This is a genomic window from Stenotrophomonas sp. 57 (assembly GCF_030291075.1).
Lineage (GTDB): Bacteria > Pseudomonadota > Gammaproteobacteria > Xanthomonadales > Xanthomonadaceae > Stenotrophomonas.
Genome location: NZ_CP127407.1, coordinates 2,305,195 through 2,326,860 on the forward strand (window position 1 = coordinate 2,305,195; position 21,666 = coordinate 2,326,860).

General features: G+C 66.1%; 22 protein-coding genes and 1 pseudogene. 18 read left to right on the plus strand and 5 right to left on the minus strand.

Annotation, left to right across the window (positions count from 1 at the left end):
* Window positions 1-120 precede the first annotated feature (120 nt).
* Window positions 121-1,572, minus strand: a complete 1,452-nt coding sequence (locus QP512_RS10610; protein ID WP_286068441.1) for a hypothetical protein — start codon at window positions 1,570-1,572, stop codon at window positions 121-123.
* A gap of 187 nt (window positions 1,573-1,759) precedes the next feature.
* On the opposite strand from QP512_RS10610, the gene QP512_RS10615 reads away from it, so the two are divergent.
* A complete protein-coding gene (locus QP512_RS10615; RefSeq protein ID WP_286068442.1) occupies window positions 1,760-1,942 on the plus strand; it encodes a hypothetical protein in 183 nt (60 codons plus the stop codon).
* Between the two features lie 60 nt (window positions 1,943-2,002).
* On the opposite strand, the gene QP512_RS10620 is transcribed toward QP512_RS10615, so the two are convergent.
* On the minus strand, window positions 2,003-3,577 hold the full coding sequence (locus QP512_RS10620; RefSeq protein ID WP_286068443.1) for an alpha/beta fold hydrolase: 1,575 nt from the start codon (window positions 3,575-3,577) through the stop codon (window positions 2,003-2,005).
* A gap of 162 nt (window positions 3,578-3,739) precedes the next feature.
* On the opposite strand from QP512_RS10620, the gene QP512_RS10625 reads away from it, so the two are divergent.
* Both QP512_RS10625 and QP512_RS10630 read left to right on the plus strand, forming a co-directional pair.
* Window positions 3,740-4,753, plus strand: a complete 1,014-nt coding sequence (locus tag QP512_RS10625; protein WP_286068444.1) for a hypothetical protein — start codon at window positions 3,740-3,742, stop codon at window positions 4,751-4,753.
* 312 nt (window positions 4,754-5,065) lie between these two features.
* A complete protein-coding gene (locus QP512_RS10630) occupies window positions 5,066-5,806 on the plus strand; it encodes a DNA/RNA non-specific endonuclease (protein ID WP_286068445.1) in 741 nt (246 codons plus the stop codon).
* Between the two features lie 18 nt (window positions 5,807-5,824).
* Here the strand turns inward: QP512_RS10630 and QP512_RS10635 are convergent, their stop codons facing one another.
* Window positions 5,825-6,730 carry a hypothetical protein gene (locus tag QP512_RS10635; protein ID WP_286068446.1) on the minus strand — a complete coding sequence of 302 codons (906 nt, stop codon included), beginning with the start codon at window positions 6,728-6,730 and terminating at the stop codon, window positions 5,825-5,827.
* Between the two features lie 131 nt (window positions 6,731-6,861).
* On the opposite strand from QP512_RS10635, the gene QP512_RS10640 reads away from it, so the two are divergent.
* Window positions 6,862-7,557: an HAD family phosphatase gene (locus QP512_RS10640; RefSeq protein ID WP_286068447.1), complete on the plus strand. Its 696-nt coding sequence runs from the start codon at window positions 6,862-6,864 to the stop codon at window positions 7,555-7,557.
* A gap of 91 nt (window positions 7,558-7,648) precedes the next feature.
* Here QP512_RS10640 and QP512_RS10645 read toward each other — a convergent pair.
* Window positions 7,649-7,822 (minus strand): annotated as a pseudogene (locus tag QP512_RS10645) (helix-turn-helix transcriptional regulator); the annotation flags it as partial.
* 69 nt (window positions 7,823-7,891) lie between these two features.
* A complete protein-coding gene (locus tag QP512_RS10650; RefSeq protein WP_286068448.1) occupies window positions 7,892-9,247 on the minus strand; it encodes a sigma-54 dependent transcriptional regulator in 1,356 nt (451 codons plus the stop codon).
* A gap of 396 nt (window positions 9,248-9,643) precedes the next feature.
* Here QP512_RS10650 and QP512_RS10655 point away from each other — a divergent pair, with 396 nt between their 5' ends.
* The 14 genes from QP512_RS10655 to QP512_RS10720 all read left to right on the plus strand — a co-directional run bounded on the left by QP512_RS10655 (window position 9,644) and on the right by QP512_RS10720 (window position 21,605).
* Window positions 9,644-10,174 carry a hypothetical protein gene (locus QP512_RS10655; RefSeq protein ID WP_286068449.1) on the plus strand — a complete coding sequence of 177 codons (531 nt, stop codon included), beginning with the start codon at window positions 9,644-9,646 and terminating at the stop codon, window positions 10,172-10,174.
* Entirely contained in the window at window positions 10,171-10,788 is a 618-nt protein-coding gene (locus tag QP512_RS10660) for a hypothetical protein (RefSeq protein WP_286068450.1), read from the plus strand. Before QP512_RS10655 ends, QP512_RS10660 begins: the two co-directional genes overlap by 4 nt.
* A 43-nt stretch (window positions 10,789-10,831) precedes the next feature.
* On the plus strand, window positions 10,832-12,148 hold the full coding sequence (locus QP512_RS10665) for an adhesin (RefSeq protein WP_286068451.1): 1,317 nt from the start codon (window positions 10,832-10,834) through the stop codon (window positions 12,146-12,148).
* A 98-nt stretch (window positions 12,149-12,246) separates the two neighbouring features.
* Window positions 12,247-12,951 (plus strand): C39 family peptidase, encoded by a 705-nt coding sequence (locus QP512_RS10670; RefSeq protein ID WP_286068452.1) that lies wholly within the window; start codon window positions 12,247-12,249, stop codon window positions 12,949-12,951.
* 13 nt (window positions 12,952-12,964) lie between these two features.
* Complete coding sequence (locus tag QP512_RS10675) at window positions 12,965-13,714, plus strand: hypothetical protein (RefSeq protein ID WP_286068454.1); 750 nt, start codon at window positions 12,965-12,967, stop codon at window positions 13,712-13,714.
* 48 nt (window positions 13,715-13,762) lie between these two features.
* Window positions 13,763-15,079 carry a transporter gene (locus QP512_RS10680; protein WP_286068455.1) on the plus strand — a complete coding sequence of 439 codons (1,317 nt, stop codon included), beginning with the start codon at window positions 13,763-13,765 and terminating at the stop codon, window positions 15,077-15,079.
* A gap of 93 nt (window positions 15,080-15,172) precedes the next feature.
* Window positions 15,173-16,015 (plus strand): NAD(P)-dependent oxidoreductase, encoded by an 843-nt coding sequence (locus tag QP512_RS10685; protein ID WP_345783084.1) that lies wholly within the window; start codon window positions 15,173-15,175, stop codon window positions 16,013-16,015.
* Window positions 16,016-16,116: 101 nt separating this feature from the next.
* The gene (locus tag QP512_RS10690) at window positions 16,117-17,256 is read left to right on the plus strand and encodes an SPFH domain-containing protein (RefSeq protein WP_286068456.1); all 1,140 of its coding nucleotides are present in this window, start codon (window positions 16,117-16,119) and stop codon (window positions 17,254-17,256) included.
* 20 nt (window positions 17,257-17,276) lie between these two features.
* On the plus strand, window positions 17,277-18,629 hold the full coding sequence (locus tag QP512_RS10695) for a TFIIB-type zinc ribbon-containing protein (RefSeq protein WP_286068457.1): 1,353 nt from the start codon (window positions 17,277-17,279) through the stop codon (window positions 18,627-18,629).
* Window positions 18,626-18,883, plus strand: a complete 258-nt coding sequence (locus QP512_RS10700; protein WP_286068458.1) for a hypothetical protein — start codon at window positions 18,626-18,628, stop codon at window positions 18,881-18,883. Before QP512_RS10695 ends, QP512_RS10700 begins: the two co-directional genes overlap by 4 nt.
* Before the next feature lie 362 nt (window positions 18,884-19,245).
* The gene (locus QP512_RS10705) at window positions 19,246-19,674 is read left to right on the plus strand and encodes an AprI/Inh family metalloprotease inhibitor (protein WP_286068459.1); all 429 of its coding nucleotides are present in this window, start codon (window positions 19,246-19,248) and stop codon (window positions 19,672-19,674) included.
* Between the two features lie 69 nt (window positions 19,675-19,743).
* On the plus strand, window positions 19,744-20,703 hold the full coding sequence (locus QP512_RS10710; RefSeq protein ID WP_286068461.1) for a cation diffusion facilitator family transporter: 960 nt from the start codon (window positions 19,744-19,746) through the stop codon (window positions 20,701-20,703).
* Window positions 20,704-20,775: 72 nt separating this feature from the next.
* Entirely contained in the window at window positions 20,776-21,411 is a 636-nt protein-coding gene (locus QP512_RS10715) for a DNA-3-methyladenine glycosylase (protein WP_286072034.1), read from the plus strand.
* Window positions 21,411-21,605: a hypothetical protein gene (locus QP512_RS10720; protein WP_286068462.1), complete on the plus strand. Its 195-nt coding sequence runs from the start codon at window positions 21,411-21,413 to the stop codon at window positions 21,603-21,605. Before QP512_RS10715 ends, QP512_RS10720 begins: the two co-directional genes overlap by 1 nt.
* Window positions 21,606-21,666 lie beyond the last annotated feature (61 nt).

Genomic DNA, 21,666 nt, shown 5'->3' on the forward strand with positions numbered 1-21,666 from the left:
CACGAGGGACCCGCGTGGGAGCGCTCCGCGCTTCGCTGGCCGTGCAGCGGGATCAGGGGATGCGGTACTCATACGGTCATCCTCTGCGGCATTGGTCCCGCGCCATGGTCCGGCGCGCACTCACAGCGCGATCAGCCACGCTTCCAGTGCCTTGGTGTCACGCATATCCCCCGCGTAGCGATGATCCGGCGCGTGCGGTTCATTCGAACCACGTGCCCGCCCCCGGAAGACCTTCATCGGCACCGAGATCCGGGTCATGCCGCCTGGAAGCCGCTCGGGCCGCACATCCATGTAGAGACTATCAGCCGAGGTTTCCACACCCACCTGGATTGCGCCCAGCCGCTTCCACAGGTCCAGTGCATCCAGGCAGGCGGAACCGCAGGCTGCGTCTGCGACGATCACGACCCTGCCCGTGTGCGCAGGTGCACGTTGACCGCCGGCCGGCGCTGCCTCCGCCGTTGGTTGTGAGGGTTCACGCCACAATGCCACCCCATCTGCACGCGCCTGCGCCATTCCCGATGTCACGGTCTGCAGCATGCGCAGCAGTTCAGGAGAGGCGTCTGGCGCCGTTTCCAGCTTCAGCAGGAAGCTGCGAAGCTGTGCGATGTTGGCCTCGGAGGTCCGCCATTCCACCCAACTGCTGTCAGGCAGCGCATCCACGGCAGTGCGCCCCCAGATCAACCGCGCCAATGCAAGGCTCCATTGCGAGGCACCGCCACTGTTGCCCCGCACATCCAGCACCACCAGCGGTGAACGTTGCAGTCCTTCAGCCTCTGCAGCCAGCTGCTCAATCAGCCGGGTAAGTTCATTGAAGTTCGGTTCCGTCGGATCGGCATTGAAACTGCTGGTGGTGATCCAGTAGCCACCCCCCGGCATCGTGTGCCAGCCGTTGGCCGGCCGGAAGCTGCGCCGGGTATCGGCCAGACGCTTCTTCAACTGCACTGTATCGAGCGGCGCCCACTGCAGCGCATAGGATGTCTCACGTCCATCCACTGCGAACACACAGGCCTGCAGTGCCTGCACGAAGGGATTGCCCTGTTCCAGCAGCACTTCACCGCCGCCATGGATACGACTGGCCTGCAGGTTCCAACGGCCGCTGAAGTCACCGACCCGGCGTGCGGCAAGGGTTTTCGCATCCATGCCATCACAGGAAAGCATGCGTGCCCCCAGCGGCGGATGGCCCGGACCGCCCTCCACGGTCATGACCACCTGTGCGTCGCCGTCGAAGCCCGTCAGGAAGCCGGGCCACCGCGTAGGCAGCTCGGGGGCGCCGGCAAGCGCATTGAGGCTGACATGACCATCATTGAATGAGGCCGCATAGCCCTTCATGGCCCACCAGTAACCCGCGAAGCTGTCGACCTTGCCCGCGCGCGAGCGGGCAAGCGCCAGTGCGCCATGCAACTGAGAGCCGAACCCCGGGTTCAGATGATCAACGGCACCGGGGTGGCTGCCGCGCATGGCCGCGTCGGCCGCAGCCAGATCTTCAAGCAGCACGTGCGGCCAATCCCGTGCCTTCACCTCCGTTATGGGCGCGGCCACCAGCGCTCCGATCAGCATTGTCCCTGCAAACATGTCGTGCTCCCCTGAAACGCTCTCTACTCCGGGAAACTGCGAAGCAGCGCCCCCCTATTTGAATATACAAATAGAATCAATGCGTTGGTCGCATCAAGTTAAGCCATCGTGAAGTAACCTGACGCTGCTCCATTCTGCACGCCAGGCGCTACGAGCATGTGGGCATCCGCTACTTCAAGGAATCCAGATGAATATCACCCTCGCCGCCTCCGCACTCACCTCCGTGCTTCTGCTTTCTGGATGCACCTCCAGCGGTTGGTTGCATGCCGCCAGTGGTGTGATGGACGCGAAGGACGCGTACGACAAGCAGGAACGACTGGATCGCATCAATCGCGCGAACGCTGCAGCAGCCCGGGGGCGTAGCAACTGACCCACCCGGGAAGCAGCCGTCGATCGACCCTGTTTCGAGCGACGGCCCTTCGGTCCGCGCTCAGTGCAACGGCACCTTCAACACCGAAGGCGCATTGGCCGGCGAACTGAAAGTCACCGTGCCACCCAGCTGGCTGATGCCCGCATAGCGCAGATCCACCGTATCAACCACCAGGGTCAGGCGGCTGCCGGCTGGAATGTTCCAGCTGCTCGCTTCCAGCCGGAGGTCAAGCGTCTTCGGCTGGCCCGGCGTGGCGCCGCGCAGCGTGTACGGCTTGTGGCTGATCAACTGGCCATTGCCCAGCACATCCTCGGCGTACAGGTAGGCGTACAGCGTGGTGTTGGCGCGGCTGGGCGTGACCGTCAGGCGCACTTCCGGGGCTCCATCCAGGCGCTTGGCACTCCACTGGATCGGCCCCTGCCAGACACCGGCAGCGCCACGCCCGACGAACGGCACGTACGCACCCGGCGGCAGATTGATCATCTGCAACGCACCGGAGGCCATCGCCACACCGGAACTGGCGGCGGTCAGCAGCCCGCTGCCGATGCGGTAGTTCCAACCGGTGCCGACACCGTTCTCGGCCAGCCCGCCGGTGGGCAGCAGCAGCCCGGTTGGTGCGGTCAGCGCGTAGCTGATGGCGCCGGCATTGGTTGCCTGCCAGTTCGGGTAGGTGCTCCAGCTGCCCTTCTGCGACTTCAGCTGCACCGCAGGCTGCCGGTCGATGCCATTGGCCTCACCCTTGAGGTAATGGTCAAACCAGTCCCCCACCGAATCGTAGACCTCGTTGGGAATACCCAATGCGCCAAAGGCTTCGTTGAGCGCGTGATCACCATGGCGCAGCTGCAGTTGTTTGGGGCCCTTCAGCCGGTTGAAGAAGTCAACCAGCTGGCCGGGCGGGAACAGGCTGTCGTTGAAGGCGTTGGCCAGGAACACCGCCGGCTGGTTGGCATTGATCTCATCGATGCTGGACGCAGGGCTGCGCTGGGCCGCCACCGGCAACAGCGAGTCCACCGCGCTCTGGTAGTTGCCGACCAGCACATTGCGATTGATGGTCGTCAGTTCCGGTCCCGAGCGACCGGTCGCCAACCCTGCAGCCACCAGCAGCGCGATGCCCTGCGCGCTGGGGGTGTCGTTGCTGTACAGCGAGGCCTGCAGGTCGGCCCAGCCGCTCAGTGCGGCCACCGCCTTGATGCGCGGGTCGCGCGCTGCCGCCAGCAGGCTGGTGCCGGCGCCGTAGGAGATGCCCGAAACGCCGATTCGTGACGGGTCGGCGCGGGTATTGTCCAGCGCCCAGTCAATCAGCGCACTGACGTCCTCGACCGTGGCCGGCCCGGCGATGTCGATGCTGCCGCCGGATTCCCAGAAGCCGCGCGAGCTGTAGCTGATGACCACATAGCCGCGCCGGGCCAGGGTCTGCGCGACCCCCACATATTCCACACTCGGCACCGCCCAGCTGCTGGGCATCACCAGCAACGGATAGCGACCGCTGCCTGCGTCCTGTGGCTCGATGACGAAGGCCCCAAGGGGCGTGCCGTCCCAGCCCGGGAGGGTGCGATGGGTGGTCTTGACCGTGGCCGCCCAGGCGGTGGGCGCCAGCCCGGTCAGCAGGATCAACAGCAGCAATACCTTGCGCATCGTCGTCTCTCCCCGTCGGTGGTGATGCAACGGGTTGGACCGTACCAGTGCGAATGGTGGCTGGCACCTTGCGACGCAGCATGGCGCAAAGCGCCGCTTGCTATGCTTTACAGCACTGCAGATCTTCCGCAGACGCCCATCAAAGCCAAGGACGCCCCCCCGATGCGCACGATGCTCTTCGTCGGCACGCTCTCCAGCGTGACCTGTCTGTTCGCCCATTCAGCGCTGGCGGGGGATGCGCCCGAATCGACGAACGACTGCGCCGGAATTGCGCAGTTGATGGCCAACGACGACTTCTCCGCACTCGATGCGATGGCCTCTCGCTTGCGCACGGGCGAGCTCGACGCCGCCGGCGAATCCCGGCTGGGTCGCTTCTACATCTGCATGTCGCGTGCGATCGGCACGGCGCGGCAGGAGATACAGGCCTGGAACGACTGGTCTGCCTGGGCAGCGCGTTGGGTCCAGCATGCGCCAGCGTCTCCGACGGCCCACCTGATGACCGCGCGGATTCCGCTCAATCTGGCCTGGAGCTACCGTGGCGACGGATATTCCAATGCCGTCAAGGCCGAAGACTGGGCTCGGTTCCATGAGTACAACGCTGTATCGCAGGCCTACCTGCAGTCGCATGAGGGTGTTGCCGGCGGCGACCCGTTCTGGCACGAAATGAGCGTACTGATCGCATTGCGCGAGAACGCTGAAGACGACGAACTACTGGCGCTCGTCGATCGCGCAGCGAAGGCGTTCCCCGACTACGAGCCACTTCACTTGATTGCCATGCAGCACTTCACGCCGGCCTGGGGTGGCAGCGCGCAGAAGATGGAAGCATTCGCCCGGCACTCGATGGCCAGTGCGCCGAAGAAGAAGCGCGCCATGCGCTATGCGCGACTGTACTGGTCATCGACCGCATACTCGGCCCATGACTTCCGCAACGCAAAGCCCGATTGGCCGCTGATGCGCCAGGGCCTGGACGACATCGCGCAGCGCTACCCGACTGTCGACAACCTGGAGACGATCACCCGCTTTGCCTGCTGGGCACGCGACGGCGATGCACTGGTCCGCTGGAATCGCCTGTGGTTAAGCCGCAGCGGTTTCGGCGAGGCGGTCATTGCGGACTCGACCGAGCAGAGCAAGGCCGCATGCCTTGCGTCGGACGAAGGGCAGGAAGCGTCCTTGTAATGCTCGCCGCCGCAGCGTCGGGCATGCAGGTGACACACCTTCCGGACGCTTAGCACGCGCACGTGTCATCCACGCGCCGTGTGATCTGACACCTCTCCAGTGCTTGCGGGCGGTCACAGCTTCGTCTTTTCGTCGTTGACCGAAAGACGACAGCTTGTGACGCTTACGACACCGCAGGGCCTCAGCAGCCCAACAACGCGGTCACGTCCTACCGCAATCCGCAGTACCCGACTCCGCACCGTCTCCACATGACCCCGCTTCGGCACGGTCGTGGTGGACGGCTGCGCCCTGAACTTCTGCTGGAGAACCGCAATGCGCCTTGCAAGCTTCTTCCTCGCGTTCGTCCTCAGTGCCGTCGCCGGCGCTGCCCAGGCCCAGGTCGTCACCCTCAACAAGGGCGGCTTCGTGCTCACCTACGACTGCAGCATCCACAGCGCCACCCGCTACGAGTACACCCTGACGGCAGACACTGGTTCGGCCGCGCGGCCGTCCAGCTTCTACAAGGACCCGGACCTGCCGGCCGGCTGCCTCGGGCAGAACAGCACCGCCTCCTACGCCAGCATCAAGTCCGGCTATGACCGGGGCCATCTGGTGACCTCCAATCACATGGATTACAACGCGACCTACATCCGCCGCGCCAACTACATGACCAACATCGTTCCGCAGGTCTCCAGCTTCAACCAGGGCATCTGGGTGAAGGCCGAGAACGTGGCAGAGTGCTACCGCGACATCGCGCCGGTGGATGTCTATGGTGGTGTGGTCTACGGCGACGCCTCCAACGACTACTTCCTTTCCAGCCACGGCATCCCGACGCCGGAGTTCTTCTGGAAAACGATCATCACCCGCGACCCGAATACCGGTACCGCCAAGGCGATCAGCTGGATCATCCCCAATGAAGCGAACCTCGGCAGCCTGGACAGCTACCTGGTCACCATCGCCGATCTGGAGGAACTGCTGGGTGCCAGCTACGTGGCGATCAACGCCCCGGCATCGCTGAAGAACATGCTGCCGGCCACCACCTGGCCGCAACCGGCCGGCTGCGACCTGGGCTGATCGCTGGGCGGAACAACATCACGGTACCTGCACGCGCAGCACCCGTGACGCCAGCACTCTGGCAGACAGGAACTGCAATGCGGTGCCGACGACCAGGGCCAGGACCAGCCCGCGCCATATCGTCGGTGCCGCAGCCGACAGCGCACCCAGCAGGTACGCCAGACTGGCCAGGCTGATCAACAGGGCTGTGGCAAGCAGGATCAGGGACACCATCATCCTGCGCACCGTCGATGCCGCTTCCGGCGACGGTGGGCTGGCCCACAGGCCGGCAAACGCGGCCAGTGCGCAGGCCACCAGCAGGGCCAGGCCTGCAATCGCCAGCTGCGCAGCGCCGTCGGCAACGGGCATGATGAACTCGCCATGCGGGATTCCCATGGGCAGCTGCATCGCCAGGATCGGGAGCAGGCAGTTGCCGGCCACCAGCGTCAACGCAGCGGCCATGCTGGCGTGGATGAGGTGATGGTGCACGCCCTCGGTACCTGTGCGCCGCTGCATCAGCAGTGCTGGCATCAATGCCAGCAGCGTGAGGACGAGTGCATGCACAAGTTCCATCAGGCTGATGGCGGCGACGCTGTAGATGGGAAACCGCAACTGCGCCAACGGAATGCGCATCGCGCGATCCAGCGCGATGAGCGCCCCGAAAAAGGCGACCGAAGCGATCACCGGGCGCCGGATCTGCAGCGCGCCGCGACGCCCGAACAGCAGCGTCGACACCAGTACCGCGGCCCCCGAGAAGAGACTCAGCCTGAAACCGAGTTCAGCCAGCGCGTAGCCAGCGTCACGTGACGTCTCCGGCGGCCCCAGGCGGTACGCGAATTCGACCACGCGAAGGGTGACGGGCAGGTGCAGGCAGAGGACATAGAGCATGGCGGCCATCGCGAACTGGATGGGGTAGGCATGGAGGAATGATCGCAATCGGTTCAAGGCGTATTCCGGTCCAGCCGCTGGGCGGGTTGTCCCGGCAGTCTAGCGCCCGTCCAACCCGCGTGCCCTGCCCGCCCCGCTATGGGAAAATAGCGGCCACGTCGTCCCTTTGGCTGTGCCCGGAGTAGTAGATGTCCCGTTTCCCCTTTGATGCCGTGCTGTTCGACTGCGACGGCGTACTGGTCGATTCCGAGCCGCTGGTGGCTCGCGTGCTCTCGGAGATGCTGACCGAACGCGGCTGGCCGCTGACCCCGGCACAGGCCGGCGAAGTCTTTCTCGGCCAGTCCGTGGCCCATCTGGCCGGGCTGATCGAAGAGCGCACCGGCAAGCCGTTCACCGAGGAATGGCTGGAGCAGTTCCGCCAGCAGCGCAATCGTGCGCTGGAACGTGACCTGCAGGCGATCCGCGGCGCGCCGGAGGCGGTGCGTGCGATCGCCGTGGCGACCGGTGGTCGCATTGCCTGCGCCTCCGGCGCCGATCTGCACAAGGTGCGGCTGCAGCTGGGCAAGGTCGGCATTCTCGACGCATTCAATGGCCATGTGTTCAGCGGCCAGGACATGCCGAACACCAAGCCGCATCCGGACGTCTATCTGGCTGCTGCGGCGGCGCTGGGCGTGGACCCGAAGCGTTGCGCGGTCATTGAAGACACTGTCACCGGTGCCACTGCGGGAGTTGCTGCAGGTGCCACCGTGTTCGGCTTCAGTGAAGGTGGCCCGCACCACAGTACGCCCGGGGCGCTGCGCGCGGCGGGAGCCCAGGTGATCTTCCAGCGCATGGAAGATCTTCCTGCGCTGCTGGCGGCCTACGCCGCCGATGCGGTCGCCTGACCCTGGGTCAACCCGCGGCACCCACCCCGGTGCTGCGGCATTTCCCGGCGTAATGCGGCGCAAACAGGCGCAGCCCGGTAAACAGCTACAGGTGTGGCGGAAGACCGAAGGCCTGCTTGAACGAACGCGCGAAGTGCGCCGGCGACACCGCACTGACCTCTGCCAGGCGGCCCACCGGCCAATCCTCATGGCTGCTCCGGTCCATCCGGTCCATCCGGTCCTTGGCGCGCAGCAGGCGTCGCACCAGTTCGGGGCTCGGGCTCATGTCAGGCACTGCAGCACACGAGGGCATTGGACGAAGCGTGGGTGGGGCGGCGGCCGCCATCAACCCGTCTCAGCGCTGCGCAGGCAGGTCCAGCCGGTGCTTGCGGCACAGCCGGTACACCGTCACCCGCGAAATCTGCATCTGCCGTGCACACTCGGACACGTTGTACCCGGTCTGTCGCAGGGTCTGCAGCAGCACATCGCGCTCGGCCTGGCCACGCGCGTCATGCAGCATCGCACCGGGCAGCGCGTGCACGGGCTCGCCCAGCTCCAGGTCACGCTCGCTGATCAGCTCGCCTTCGGCCATGATCGCTGCCCGCTGCACGCGGTTGAGCAGTTCGCGCACATTGCCGGGCCATCCGAAGCGCCGCATGACCTGTATCGCCGTTGGCGAGAATCCCCGTGCACGCACGCTGTAGCGCAACCGGAAGCAGCGCAGGAAGTGTTCGGCCAGCAACTGTACGTCGGCACCCCGTTCGCGCAACGGTGGCATCAGCAGGCGCAGCACATTCAAGCGGTAATAGAGGTCACTGCGGAAACGCCCCTGCGCCACCGCATGCTCCAGCTCCACGTGGGTGGCAGCCAGCACCCTTACATCCGCACGCAACGGTTGGCTGCTGCCAACGCGTTCGAAGGTGCCCTCCTGCAGCACGCGCAGCAGGCTGGTCTGCGCCTCCGCAGGCAGGTCGCCCACTTCGTCCAGGAAGACAGTGCCGCCATGGGCCGATTCGAAGACGCCGATCTGGCGCTTGTCGGCCCCGGTGAACGCACCACGTTCGTGGCCGAACAGTTCGGACTGCACCAGGTTGGCAGGAATGGCGCCGCAGTTGATGGCGATGAACGGCTTGCCAGCGCGACCGGACAGCGCGTGCAGGGCATGCGCGGCCAGTTCCTTGCCCGTGCCGGTCTCACCTGTAACCAGCACCGGCAGTTCAACCGGCGCGAACTTGTGCAGCACCGTGCGCACTGCGTGCAGTGCCGGGCTTTCGCCGATCAAGGCGCGCGGCCCCTGCGCCGTGCAGGCTGCATTGGCGGGTGGATCGTCCGCTTCGAACTGCTGCCGCATGGCAGCCACGAGATCCTGCAGGCCGAACGGCAGCGTGAATCGTGCCACGCAGGCCTGCAGCAGTGGCAACCACGCGGCGGGGGTCGGCCCTGCGCCGGGCGGAAGCACCGCCAGCCAGGGCAGATGCTGGTGCTGCTCGATCCACGGCGCAAGCAACTGCAGTGCCGATGCATCAAACTGGCGAAGATCAAGCACGGCGAGCAGGCGGTCGCGACCACGCAGGCCAATTGCCATGGCGGGGTCTGGACGGATGCTGCGCACATGCCAGCCCGCCGCCGCCAGCGCACTGCGCTCGCCGTCCAGCGGCTCACCGAACCAGAGCACGCATCGTGACGTAGAAGCCTCCGGGACCGCCGCCATGCTTCCCCCAGCATCCGGACACCGTCGGCGGACTGTCAGGCAATCGCCGGCGTGCCGCCCCCCGCCGGGACCTCTACGGCCACCGGGGCGGCCCTTGTTGGGCGGATCCTAGCGCTTCCCTAAACGGCGGCGCAATGAGCAATGCGTCAAGAAATCTGTGGCTGAACCGGCACCGTTGCAGACGGCGGCGCCACCTGTAACACCGGTGCGACAGTGGCCTCCCGCCCTTGCCCTGCGGCGCTTCGGGCTTCGAAATCCCAACGATTCCCCGACCTGCCTGTAACACCGTGGCAGCACCGCGGTCAGGTGCTGCACGGTCCCGACATTGGCGGGTGGGCACTTTCAAGTTGGCACGGTTGATGCGTGGTTCCGCCGCACCCATCGCGGGAGATCGGCATGGACGGTACCACCCTGATTCGCGGCCTGGCCGCAGCATTGGCAATAGCCCTGCTGTCGATTGCCACGGGCGCATCCGCGTCCGGCGCCCGCCAGGGCGTGAAGGCGCAGCCGGGCGAAATCGTTCTGTTGCGGGACGTACCCGCGCGGCCAGCCTATCGCATGGCACCACCGGGCATGGCGCTGATTGCCGACCCGAAGCCACAGCGCGAGATCGCCACCGCATTGGGCGCCGGCGGCACGACGAACGGCATGGACGAATTGAGCGATGAGGACTATGCCGGCATGGGAGCGGGCCACGCCGGCACACCCGCAGCGCCCCAGGGCACCACGGTAGAGCGCGTAACGCAGCAGGCACTTGGTGGCACGGTTGGGCGCAGCGGCGATGGCATGGTCGGCAGCAGCCTCGGTGCTGCCATGGGTGGCCCGCTCGGCGCGGTTGGCAGCAGCACCCGTGGCATCAGCGATACGGTGCGCGGCGCCCTTGCCCAGTTCCCGCTGCAGGGCACTGCCCCGGCCGGTGGCAAATGAAGTGCCTGCACTGGCCGCTGCTGGCGTTCATCGCCACGCCGTGGATGGCGATGGCCGATGACTACAGCGGTATGCTCGCCTATCTGGACGTGGCCCGCATCGACGGCCGCGCACTGGCCGGGGCGACGGGTGCCATCGCCGTGAACCAGGCCGCCGGCGACCTCAACGTGCAGGCCAACCTGCGCGGTATCGCCAATGGCGAGCGTGCCGACGTGGCGATCAACGCCCAGCAACTGCAGCGTGGCAACCGGGTGCTGGGCGCACCGCTGCAGGCCACCGCCGTCATCGACGGTGAAGCACTGGCCGGCGCCAGCGGCATTGCATCCATCAACCAGGCCAGCGGCATCGCCAACACGACGCTCAACGTCGTCAGCGCGACGCTGGCCCGACAGGGCATACGCGAAACCGACGACGTGGCCTTGGCCGCCGAAGGTTCCGCGTTGGCAGGGGGGCGGGACGACGCCGGTCGCGGCGTTGCGACGGGGACCCGCAGCGTCGGTGTAGCCAGCACCGCGCTGCGGGGATTCGACGGGGTCCTGCAACTCAATCAGATCGCGGGCAGCGGCAACGACACGGCCAATGTGCTGGGCCTGGTCGTGCAGGACCGCCCGTGACAACCACCCAACCGATGTACCACCTGATGAGAGAGAGGGCACCATGAAAGCGACCGTCAAACGGACCATGCTCGCCATGGCGATTGCCACTGCCTCGACCGCCGCTGCGGCCAATGGCTGGGACAACCAGAACGCCAACGCGAACATCAACCACAACCACACCGTCAGCGAGACCCGCAACGACACGCACAACCACACCGACAACGACGTGCGCAACCGCACCGTCAACGTCAACGTGCAGAAGCACAGCACCATCCAGGCCGACGAACGCAAGGAGAAGAACAATCACGGCGTGGACGTGAACCTGGAGAAGGACCTGCGCCTGAGCAGCGATGTCAACTTCTCGGGTGATCCCACCATCTCCGGCGACATCGATCTGGACTCTGCAGCCATCGCGGTGATCGACAACCGCCAGTCGATCAGCAACAACGCCACCAGCAACAGCCTGGTCACCAACCGTGCTTCGATCGGTGACAGCGTAGGCGCCGGTGCATCGGGCAACCTCGGCTTCAACGTGGTGTCCGGCGACAACAACGCACAGGACAATGCCGCATCGCTGTCCGCGGCCGACGCCTCCTTCAGCTTCGGCATGGCCGACGCCGAGGTGTTCGTCAACCAGGCCGGGTTCGGTAACGTCACCCAGAACGCGGGCGTCACCAACGCCGCCAGCCTCGGTGGCAATGCCTTCGGCGGCGCATCCGGCAACATCGGGGTGAACATCGCCTCGGGCAACAACAACGAGCAGAAGAACGCGCTCGCCGCCTCGGTGGCCACCACCGCTGTGGCGCAGTCCAGCATCAGCTCCAACCAGGTCTCCACCGGCAACTCGGTCAGCAACGCCGGCTTCGTGCGGTCCTACACCGATACCGTGCAGGTGGGCATGCATGGTGGCGTCAGCGGCCTGACCCTGGCCTATGGCGCCGGCACCTACCGCGGCACCGGCAACGCCTACCAGATGGCCAATTACTACCTGGATACGTGGAACGGCGAACTGCCGCATCCGGGTGGCAACAGCACCGGCCACATCGACCTGGACAGCGGGATCCAGAACGCCACGATGAACCCCAACCGGCCGGGGGTGGGCGGCCTGGGCTTCGATACGCGTGAAAGCGGCACCAGCCAGTTCGTCGAACTGGGCGTGGCCGACCTGTATGCCAGCCTGAGCGGCACGGTCAGCACCACGCGCTGGGTGAACGTGGATGCCACCAATACCTCGGCATTGTCCGGCAGCGCCTTCTCCGGCGCCTCCGGCAACATCGGCGTGAACGTGGCCTCCGGTACCGGCAACCTGCAGGCCAACAGCCTGGCCCTGGCAGTCGCCCAGCCCAGCACCGGCGGCGGTGGTGGCAGCGGCGAGTAAGCGCAACACCCCGGCCGTCCGCCAATGGCCGGGTTCCCGGGAGCCCCTGTTCCTCCTCCCCCTGGAACAGGGGCTCCCCCCTGCTGCCGGAGACCGTGATGAGCCGTTGCCGTCTTTCGATGCGCCTGCTGTCCTGCCTGCTGGTACTGGTCGCCGCGTCGGCGTGGGCCGGCGAGGTGCGCTTCAGTGGCGTGCTGCCCAATGGCGCGCTGCTGCCGCAGAAGGTGGAAAGCATGCAGGAGCGGCGCTATCGCAACGTGGTGCGCCAGCACACCGATTACAGCTGCGGGGCTGCGGCGTTGGCGACTATCCTGCGCCACGCGTACCACCTGGACACCGACGAGGCGACGGTGATCGAAGGGATGATGGGGGTATCCGACCCGGCGCTGGTCGCCGAGCGCGGCTTCTCGCTGCTCGACATCAAGCGCTACGTGGAATCGCTGGGCATGCGAGGACGCGGCTATCGCATCGACGAACAGCGCCTGCGCACGCTGCGCGTTCCCGGCCTGGTGCTGATGGATGTGCGCGGCTTCCGCCATTTCGTGGTGCTCAAGCAGGTCCACCAGGGCTTCGTTGAAGTGGCCGATCCGATCCTCGGCAACCGCAGCCTGACCCTACCGGAGTTCCTGGCGGCGTGGCCGTCACGCGCCGTGTTCGTGGTGATCGGCAGTGATTTCGATCGCAACACGGCCTTGCTGCAACCCAGCGAGAGGCCCAGTGCCCGCGCGCTCTTCGCGCGACAGGGGCCGATCACCGATGCCGAGCTGGTCGACTTCGGCTTCAGCCATGCCGACCTGTTCTGAAGGAGGCTCCGCCATGTTCCGCCGCCCCTTGCTGATGGTCCTGTTGCTTGCCACCCCTGCTCTGCCCGTGCACGCAGCGGACGGCACCCCCGGGCACGGCCTGAAGGAAATTCCGGACTCCGAACTGAACCTGATGCGTGGCCGCTATACGGTGGGCGGCAATACCGTGGCCTGGTTCGGGGTGACCATGGTGTCGCAATGGCAGGCCAGCAACGGCGCGGCCCTGCAGGGCACACTGACGCTGGGCATGGATTTCCGCGGCGGCGGCACGCCGAAATTGAGCTTCCAGCCCAGCGTGCATGTCACCGCCGCCGACGCACCGATGCCGGATACACACGGCCGCAGCATCGACAGCGGCGGCCTGGCCAACGCCAGTGGTCTGGTGCAGAGCGTGCAGGTCGCCGGCGATGGCAACGTGGCACGCAATACCACCACGCTGGTGGTGCGTGACGGCACCGTGCCCGAGGCACAGGCGGATGGCCAGCACTCGGCCAGCGCGCAGCGGGCCGGCGTCAGTGCCAGTGCCGTGCTGGTGGGCAACCAGGCACGCCTGCTGTTGCAGGTGGACGGCCAGGGGCTGGTGCAGCAATGGATACGCAATGGCAGCGTCGGCCAGGGCATTGCCCTGGCCGGTGACGGCCAGGCAGCCAGCAACCAGCTGCGGCTGGAGCTGGTGCGTGGTTCCGCGGGCGGCAACCTGCCGTTGAGCCAGAACGTGGCCCAGGCGATTGCGCTGAACCGCGGCATGGGGCCGGGCCAGTAACACCGGCGCGGCATTTGGGGGACGCGTTCCACAACGCAGGACACGAACATGCATACCCTTCTGAGGATCACCCCGTTGGCGCTGGCGGCGCTGGCGGGCACCGCCCTCGCCGCGCCTCCGACGGCCGACGACAACGCCGATATGCAGGCCTTGGCAAACCAACTGGAACAGTTGAAGAGCAACTACGCACAGGAAGTACGGCGGCTGCGCGAGCTGGACATGCAGGTCCAGGCGATGCAGGCGCGATTGAGTGGACGCACGGGGGCCACCGGGCCGGCAACGGCGGCGGCAACGGGTACGGCGGTCGAGCCTGGCTCGACGCTTCAGGGAGGGGCGGCCGTGCCGCCCAATGGCGAGGGCTACGCCAGCACGGCGGCCGAGGCACAGCAGGCCAGGCAGGAATCGCGACGCAGCGTGGACGATGTGAAGCAGCAGCAATCGGCCCTGTTCTCGCGCCGCTTCACCATCGAGAACAGCCTCACCTACGCCCGCTACGACCGCAAGCAGCTCACTCTCAACGGCTTTCTGGCGCTGGACGCGATCTTCCTTGGCAACATCGCCATCGAGAACGTGGAGTCCGATTCACTCACCTACAACCTGGCGGCACGTTGGGGGGTGAGCCCGAACCTGACCCTGAATCTGGACGTGCCCTACCTTGCGCGACGCACGGTCTACCAGAAGGGCGGTGCCGGCGGTGCCGCAGCGGCGATCGCGCAGGAGGAAACCAATGGCAATGGCCTGGGCGACATCGGCGTGAGTGCGAACTACCGTCTGTTCAGCGAGCGCGGCTGGCGCCCCGAGACGGTGCTGACCGCAGGCGTGACCGCGCCGACCGGGCGCGCGCCCTACGGGCTGGACTGGAAGGTGATCGAGCGCGACAACGACGATTACATCCGCTTCGCCGTGCCGAAAGAGCAGCCCACCGGCAACGGTGTGTGGCAGGCCAATGTCGGCCTGTCGATGGTGAAGACGGCAGACCCGGCGATCCTGTTCGCCAACCTGGGCTACGTGCACTCCTTCCCGCGTGGCTTCAATGACATTGACAGCAACCCCGACACCGTCAATCCGGGCGAGGTGAAGCTGGGGGGTTCAGTGTATTTCGGCGCAGGCGTGGCGTTTGCCTTCAACGAACGCACCAGCCTCAGCCTGTCCTTCAGCGACCGCATCAGTGCCCGTGCCTCCACCCGCTTCCAGGGGGGCAGGTGGATGAAGGTAATCGGCAGCGATGCCAATGCGGCGTCCCTGAATCTGGGCGTGACCTACGCGCTGAACCCGCACACCACGCTGGTGACCCTGCTCGGCATCGGACTGACCCCGGATGCGCCGGACTTCACCCTGGCGTTCAAGATTCCGTACATGCTCTAGCCGCCACTGCCCATGGCATGATGGGCGCTCTGCGGCCAGCGGACGTCCATCATGCGCATCGGATTCCTGGGACTTGGAGTGATGGGTACGCCCATGGCGGCCCATCTGGCTCGCGCAGGTTACGAGGTATGCGGCTGGTCGCGCTCCCAGCGCAACAATGCTGCCGCGCGCGCCGCAGGCGTCGACGTCTGCAAGGCAGTGGGCGAGGTATTCGCGACCTGTGACAGCCTCATCCTGATGCTGGCCAATGACGATGCCATCGACAGCGTGCTCGATCGGCATGGCGCGGCGTTTGGCGAGCGCGTTGAAGGCCGCCTGCTGATCAACATGGGTACCAGCTCGGCAGCGTACTCGCAGGCGCTGTCCGATGAGATCCGTGTCGCGGGCGGCCGCTACGTGGAGGCGCCGGTCTCCGGCTCACGCGTGCAGGCCGAAGCGGCGCAACTGGTGATCCTGCTGGCGGGTGCCGAGGCCGACCTTGCGGCGGCCGCCCCGCTGGTCACACCCATGGGCCGGCAGACGGTGTGCTGTGGCGCAGTGCCGTCCGCGTTGCGCATGAAGCTGGCGGTGAACCTGTACCTGATCACGCTGGTCACCGGGCTGGCCGAGGCTGTGCATTTCGCCGAAGCGCATGGCATCCCGCTGGACCGCTTCGCGCAGGTGGTCAACGCAGGCCCGATGGCCAGCGATGTCTCGCGCATCAAGCTGGACAAGATGGTTCGCGGGGATTTCGCCGTACAGGCGTCGATCACCGATGTCCACAAGAACAGCGGACTGGTAGCCGCAGCTGCCCGTGAGGTGGGCATGCATGCCCCCTTGATCAACGCCAGCGACGCCCTGTTCGCACAGGCGCTGCAGGCGGGATTGGGCACGCTGGACATGGCGGCCGTGCTGCAGGCCGTACGGGCCGGTCCAGGCGGCATTGGCCGGAGCTGATCCGGATTCATCTTCCGGCACTACTGCCGCCCTCCGCCGCTGCTATATTCAGTCCCGTTCGGCAGGCATGGTGCCTGCCCTCGAATCACAGGGAGTTGGACATGGGTCTGGTACAGGCGGTGAAAGGTGCGGTGGGCGGTGTACTGGCCGACCAGTGGAAGGACTTCTACACCGTGCCGACGGGCCTGCCGTCCACCGCTGCGCTGTTCGCAGCGGTGCCGCGCGGCACCAATGCCGGCCGCGGCTCCAACACCAGCGGTTCGTCCAACATCATCACCAACGGTTCGAAGATCATCGTGCCGGAGGGCTACGGCCTGCTGCTGTTGCAGGACGGCGCGATCACCGCGTTCGTCGCCGAGCCGGGCGGCTACGAATGGCGCTCGGATGATCTGAACTCGCAGTCGATCTTCGCCGGTGACGGCCTGGTCAGCACCTTCATCAAGCAGAGCTGGGAGCGCTTCAAGTTCGGCGGCCAGCCGGGCTCGCAGCAGGCGGCGTATTTCGTGTCGCTGAAGGAACTGCCGGACAACCGCTTCGGCACCCAGTCGGAAATCTACTGGGACGACGGCTTCCTCAACACCCAGGTCGGTGCGGTCACGCGTGGCTCGTACACGCTGAAGATCGTCGACCCGATCCTGTTCGTGAAGAACTTCGTGCCGGCCAGCTACCTGCAGCCGGGCCAGGTGTTCGACTTCACCGACCTGGACAATGCCGCCGCCAGCCAGCTGTTCAATGAAGTGGTCGGCTCGCTGGCCCCCGCCTTCAGCCTGTACACGAACGACCCGGGCAAGGGCAACCGTATCACCAAGCTGCAGCAGGATTCGCTGGGCTTCGCGCAGAGCCTGTCGGCGGCAGTTGAGCAGAGCTACCAGTGGAAGTCCGACCGTGGCCTGGCCATCGTCAAGACCGCCATCGTTTCGATCGAATACGACGCCAACACCCGCGAACTGCTGAAGACCGTGCAGCGCGCCGACGCGCTGGCCGGTTCGCGCGGCAATTCCAACCTGCAGGCCAGCGTCGCCCAGGGCATCCAGTCGGCCGGCGAGAACGGCGGTGCAGCGGGCCTGGTCGGTGTCGGCATGGCCTCGGGCATGTTCGGTGTCGGTGGCATGCAGCAGCCGGTCGCCCCGGCGGCGGACGACCCGGTGGCCAAGCTGAAGAAGGCCAAGGAAATGCTGGACCTGGGCCTGATCACCCAGGGCGACTATGACGCCCTGAAAGCCAAGGCATTGGGCCTGTAACAGCAGGACGCACAACGAACATGTCCGATCCCCGAAACGGCCCACCGCCGCTGCCCGGATCCGCGCCCACGACGCCGCTGCCCTTGCCGGCGGCGTCGCTGGATGGCCCGGGTTCGCCGCAGGACGTCCCTCCCCTGCCCGGCAGTTTCCCGCTGGACACGTCGAAACTGCCGCAGGCGATCCGCGATGAAGTGGAAGCCCCCGACCCGGTTGCCATCGATACCTCGGCCGGCGAGCTGAAGGACGGTCTCAACCGCTGCCCCAAGTGCGGGGCCACCGACATCCGGCCGAAAGCCGGCACCGATATCCTGGTCTGCCTGTACTGCCGTCACGAATGGCACGGCGCGCGGGTCGAGGAGGAGTTCGGGCTGGGCGAGGCGATCGACCAGCTGCGCGGTACGATCATCGCCTCGGGTGCGCGTGACATCGATACCGACACCTCGGCACTGATGACCTTCAAATGCACCGGCTGCGGTGCCGAGGTCACGGTCAATACCGAAAGCACCATGACGGCACGCTGCCACTGGTGCCGGCATGTATTCGGCGTCAACGAGCAGATCGCCAATGGCGCAGTGCCCGATGCGGTGCTGCCGTTCCATATCAGGAAAGACGATGCGGTCGCGCGCATCCGCCAGTTCGTCGACAAGCGCCGCATGTTCGCGCTGAAGGCCTTCAAGGACCAGTTCACCCCGGAAAACGTGGTGGGCGTGTTCCTGCCCTACATGATCGTCGACAGCAATGTCAGTGCGGCGGTGGCCGGAAAGGGCGAGATCAAGACACGCGAATACACGGTGGGCAGCGAGAAGAACAAGCGCACCCTGTACGATGCCGATGTCTATCAGGTCGAGCGCCAGGTCGACTTCACCGTTGATGACCTGCCACTGGAATCTTCGGCCGAGCGCGGGAATCTCGATACGCGCGCCAACACCAACAACATCATCAACACCATCCTGCCGTTCGATACCAAGAACGCGGTGAAGTGGAACGCCTCGTACCTGGCCGGCTTCACGTCCGAGAAACGCAACCTGGACGTGGAGAAGCTGCGACCGCGACTGGAAGACCAGTTGCTGTCGATCGCCCGCTCCCAGGTGGAAGGTTCGGTGAGGCGCTACAACCGTGGCGTGCGCTGGGAACAGGAACAGCTGGAGGTGCATGGCACCCGCTGGGTGTCGATGTACCTGCCGGTGTGGCTGTACTCCTACCACCAGCCCGGGAAGAACGGTGGCATGCTGCACTACATCGCAGTGAACGGCCGTACCGGCGAAACCATGGGCAGTGTGCCCGTGCAGCAATGGAAGATGCTGCTGGCGGCACTGGCCACCGGCACCGTCATTGAAGCCCTCGCAATAGCCTTCCTGGTGGCATCGACATGAGCGACGACAGTGGCCTCTGGCTGTTGGCGGCAGGTCCGGCCGGCGCGACTGCGCTGTACTGGGCGCTGTACCGCTATTACCGCAACACGGACAAATCGCATTCCTTCGAGCACGAGACCGAGATCGAGGCCAAGCCGGTCACCGGCTCGGACCAGCAGGTGGGACGTGTTACCGGCACCGAGGAGAAGCGCATCCGCGGTGACAACGTGTACGAGTACCGGAAACGGGTGGTAAGGGTGAAGCCCGAAGGATAGAGCAAGGCCATGCCTGGCTGCGGGTGGTACCGGGCGCTGGCCGGCATTCCTTCTCCCGGCGTCAACGAGCAGCCGGCCAATGGCCAACAGTAGCCGCCAGCGGACAGCGCATACTCTTGGCTGGCCTGCCCCACGGCGCACCCTCACACCGTCTCCCACCCCACCGGTTCGATACTCGCGGGATCCACTCTTCCGAGGATCCCGCGATGGCTGCCCTGCTTGCCCGTAGCTGCCTGTCGGCGCTGTGCTTCCTGGCCCTGCCTGCCCTTGCGCAGCCCCCCTCGCTTGGCTTCGGCGAATAGGCCACCCGCACCGACCAGACCACGCAATCCAGCACCACCCAGACCCAGAGCAGCAGCGCGGTGACCACCCAGGTCACCACCAGCGGCAGCTCGCAGTCCGAATCACGGACCGAGAGCAACGAGATCGGCGTGGACTTCGGCTTGCACGACAACAACGATGACTGGCACCACGACCGCCAGCGCGGCGGCCGCGATGTGCGCGACAGCGATCTGTTCGGCAGCTGGACGCTGGGCCAGGAGAACGGCAACACCTGCACCATCGAGCTGAAGAACATGGCGTGGTTCGGCGGCTACAGCGCCTATGTGCCAGCCGGCTGCCCGGAGGGCTTCTTCTCGGCCAACCGCTGGGTACTGTCGGGCAACCAACTGCTGCTGACCGATACCAGCAATACGGTCTTCGGGCGCTTCCACGCGTCGGGAGGCGGGCGTTGGACGGGGTACCGTGAACCGGATGGGGCGCGTTTGTATCTCAATCCCGAGGGGCGCTGATCGCACCGTGCACACAGTAGGCACGCGCTGATCGGGAAGATCGGGCATCCGCCTCGCGCCGCCGCCGACATGTCCGCTCCCACCGGTTCCCGTCTGGTCATCTACGCCGCCCTCGCCGGCAACCTGGCCATTGCCATCGCCAAGTTCATCGCCGCCGGCATCTCCGGCAGCTCGGCCATGCTCAGCGAGGGCGTGCATTCGCTGGTCGACACATTGAATGAGCTTCTGCTGCTGTACGGGCTGCGCCGCGCCGGCAAGGCGCCGGATTCCCTGCATCCATTCGGCTATGGCCGCGAGTTGTACTTCTGGAGCTTCATCGTCGCCCTGCTGGTGTTCGCTGCTGGTGCCGGCGTTTCGGCCTACGAGGGCTTCCAGCACATCCGCCGGCCGGAGCCGGCCACAAACCACGCGTTGAGCTACAGCGTGCTGGGCATTTCCATCCTGTTCGAGGGGGCGTCATGGTGGGTCGCGCTGCGGGAGTTCCGGCGTACCAAGGGCAGACTGGGCTACTTCGAAGCCTTCCGTCGGAGCAAGGACCCGTCCACCTTCACCGTGCTGCTGGAGGATAGCGCGGCCCTGCTGGGCTTGGGTTTCGCACTGATCGGGCTCGTGGCCGCACAGCTGCTGGACATGCCGGTGCTTGATGGCGTTGCGTCGCTCTGCATCGCCGGCGTGCTGGCCGCGACTGCCTTCCTTCTGGCCCGTGAGACCAAGGGACTGCTGGTCGGAGAGCCCGCCCATCCGGCGGTGGCTGTGCGCCTCATGGCAGTGGCCGAAACCGATCCGGACCTGCGCCGGGCCAATGGCGTGACCACCATGCAGATGGGCCCGGAACAGGTCGTCGCCATGCTCAGCGCGGAATTCGAGGATGACCGGCGCACGCCGCAGATCGAAGCCTGCATCACCCGCATCGAAACGGCGGTGAAGCGCGAGTATCCGGAACTGGTGGCACTGTTCATCAAGCCGCAGACGCCGGAGGTGTATGCCGCCCGGCGCGCTGCATTGGCCGCACCGCCTGCGCCGGAATGACGCGGCGTCTGCGCTCGTTTCACCTGATCGATGCCACAGTGCCACGGTCTTTCACCCGAGCCTGCCACCACCGTGCCGGACTGGTTGCCCGCCTCCCTGAAGATCCTGCCGCGCAGCTTCTACCGGCGTCCATCGACCGACGTTGCGCCGGAGCTGCTCAACAAGCTGCTGGTGCGCGACGATGGTCGCGCTGGCCGCATCGTCGAGGTTGAAGCCTATGCCGGCAGCGACGATCCCGCCGCGCACTCCTATCGCGGGCCAACGCCGCGCACGGCCAGCATGTTCGGTGAGGCCGGCCACCTCTATGTCTACTTCACCTACGGCATGCACTGGGGCAGCAACGTGGTCTGCGGAGAGGTCGGTGAAGGCGTGGCGGTGCTGCTGCGGGCCGTCGAGCCGCTGGCGGGCCTGGAGCGCATGCAGAGGCTGCGTCCCGCCGCGCGCCGCGACCACGATCTGGCCAGCGGCCCCGGCAAGCTCTCGCAGGCCTTCGGGCTGGACCGCAGCTTCGACGGCGCCGATCTGGTGACAGGCAACCATGGCATCGTGATCACCAGCGATGGCACCCCGCCTCCGTCCGACCCGGAGGTTGGTCCACGGATCGGAATCACGCGCGCCGTCGATTTCCCTTGGCGATGGCACGTCCGCGACCACCGTCACGTATCGGTGCGGCGACGTCGCATCTCCGCCGCCGAAAGGAAACGATGATGACACCTCTCGACAAGCCGTTGCGACGCGAACTGGAGATCGATGGCCAGCCCTACACCCTGACTGTAGACCCAGACGGCCTGAAGCTGGTGGAGAAGGGGCGACGCAAGGGCATTACGTTGCGCTGGCAGGATCTGGTGTCGGGAGACGCGGCGCTGGCAACCGCATTGCAGGCGTCGCTGCGCGAGCACTGAACTGGCGCGGCCACCTCACATCGGCATCACCCAGCCATGGCGATACATAACGCCGTGCGCG

Excerpts from the sequence above, each read along its gene's own strand:
- QP512_RS10610 (WP_286068441.1), bottom strand. The coding sequence starts at position 1,572 with ATGTTTGCAGGGACAATGCTGATCGGAGCGCTGGTGGCCGCGCCCATA.
- QP512_RS10615 (WP_286068442.1), top strand. The coding sequence starts at position 1,760 with ATGAATATCACCCTCGCCGCCTCCGCACTCACCTCCGTGCTTCTGCTT.
- QP512_RS10620 (WP_286068443.1), bottom strand. The coding sequence starts at position 3,577 with ATGCGCAAGGTATTGCTGCTGTTGATCCTGCTGACCGGGCTGGCGCCC.
- QP512_RS10625 (WP_286068444.1), top strand. The coding sequence starts at position 3,740 with ATGCGCACGATGCTCTTCGTCGGCACGCTCTCCAGCGTGACCTGTCTG.
- QP512_RS10630 (WP_286068445.1), top strand. The coding sequence starts at position 5,066 with ATGCGCCTTGCAAGCTTCTTCCTCGCGTTCGTCCTCAGTGCCGTCGCC.
- QP512_RS10640 (WP_286068447.1), top strand. The coding sequence starts at position 6,862 with ATGTCCCGTTTCCCCTTTGATGCCGTGCTGTTCGACTGCGACGGCGTA.
- QP512_RS10650 (WP_286068448.1), bottom strand. The coding sequence starts at position 9,247 with ATGGCGGCGGTCCCGGAGGCTTCTACGTCACGATGCGTGCTCTGGTTC.
- QP512_RS10655 (WP_286068449.1), top strand. The coding sequence starts at position 9,644 with ATGGACGGTACCACCCTGATTCGCGGCCTGGCCGCAGCATTGGCAATA.
- QP512_RS10660 (WP_286068450.1), top strand. The coding sequence starts at position 10,171 with ATGAAGTGCCTGCACTGGCCGCTGCTGGCGTTCATCGCCACGCCGTGG.
- QP512_RS10665 (WP_286068451.1), top strand. The coding sequence starts at position 10,832 with ATGAAAGCGACCGTCAAACGGACCATGCTCGCCATGGCGATTGCCACT.
- QP512_RS10670 (WP_286068452.1), top strand. The coding sequence starts at position 12,247 with ATGAGCCGTTGCCGTCTTTCGATGCGCCTGCTGTCCTGCCTGCTGGTA.
- QP512_RS10675 (WP_286068454.1), top strand. The coding sequence starts at position 12,965 with ATGTTCCGCCGCCCCTTGCTGATGGTCCTGTTGCTTGCCACCCCTGCT.
- QP512_RS10680 (WP_286068455.1), top strand. The coding sequence starts at position 13,763 with ATGCATACCCTTCTGAGGATCACCCCGTTGGCGCTGGCGGCGCTGGCG.
- QP512_RS10685 (WP_345783084.1), top strand. The coding sequence starts at position 15,173 with ATGGCGGCCCATCTGGCTCGCGCAGGTTACGAGGTATGCGGCTGGTCG.
- QP512_RS10690 (WP_286068456.1), top strand. The coding sequence starts at position 16,117 with ATGGGTCTGGTACAGGCGGTGAAAGGTGCGGTGGGCGGTGTACTGGCC.
- QP512_RS10695 (WP_286068457.1), top strand. The coding sequence starts at position 17,277 with ATGTCCGATCCCCGAAACGGCCCACCGCCGCTGCCCGGATCCGCGCCC.
- QP512_RS10700 (WP_286068458.1), top strand. The coding sequence starts at position 18,626 with ATGAGCGACGACAGTGGCCTCTGGCTGTTGGCGGCAGGTCCGGCCGGC.
- QP512_RS10710 (WP_286068461.1), top strand. The coding sequence starts at position 19,744 with ATGTCCGCTCCCACCGGTTCCCGTCTGGTCATCTACGCCGCCCTCGCC.
- QP512_RS10720 (WP_286068462.1), top strand. The coding sequence starts at position 21,411 with ATGACACCTCTCGACAAGCCGTTGCGACGCGAACTGGAGATCGATGGC.